At 66.0% G+C, this 291-nt stretch carries 1 protein-coding gene; it reads right to left on the bottom strand.

What is annotated here, in order from left to right:
- On the bottom strand, positions 1-276 hold a 276-nt coding region (tnpB, locus tag GH659_RS14755; protein WP_343030114.1), incomplete at its 3' end, for an IS66 family insertion sequence element accessory protein TnpB.
- Positions 277-291 lie beyond the last annotated feature (15 nt).

Raw genomic sequence — 291 nt, 5'->3', positions numbered from 1 at the left:
GTCGATCCCTTCGAGCAGCATGGAAAGCTGCGCCGTCGTCAGGTGCACGGCCCCTTCGGCGGCTTGCGGCCAGAGGAAGCGACCATGCTCCAGACGTTTGGCGAAGAGACAGAATCCGTCGCCATCCCACCAGAGCAGTTTGATGAGATCGCCGCGCCGGCCCCGGAAGACGAAGACGTGGCCGCCGAAGGGATCAGCGCCCAGTTTCTCCTGGACCATCGCGGCCAGCCCATCGAATCCCCGGCGCATGTCGGTCATTCCGGCCGCGAGCCAGATGCGCGTTCCGCTGGG

The organism is Propionivibrio limicola (genome assembly GCF_009469695.1).
Taxonomy (GTDB): domain Bacteria; phylum Pseudomonadota; class Gammaproteobacteria; order Burkholderiales; family Rhodocyclaceae; genus Propionivibrio; species Propionivibrio limicola.
The sequence above is the reverse complement of the archived record's forward strand: the minus strand, read 5'-3'. Positions and strand labels throughout refer to the sequence as shown.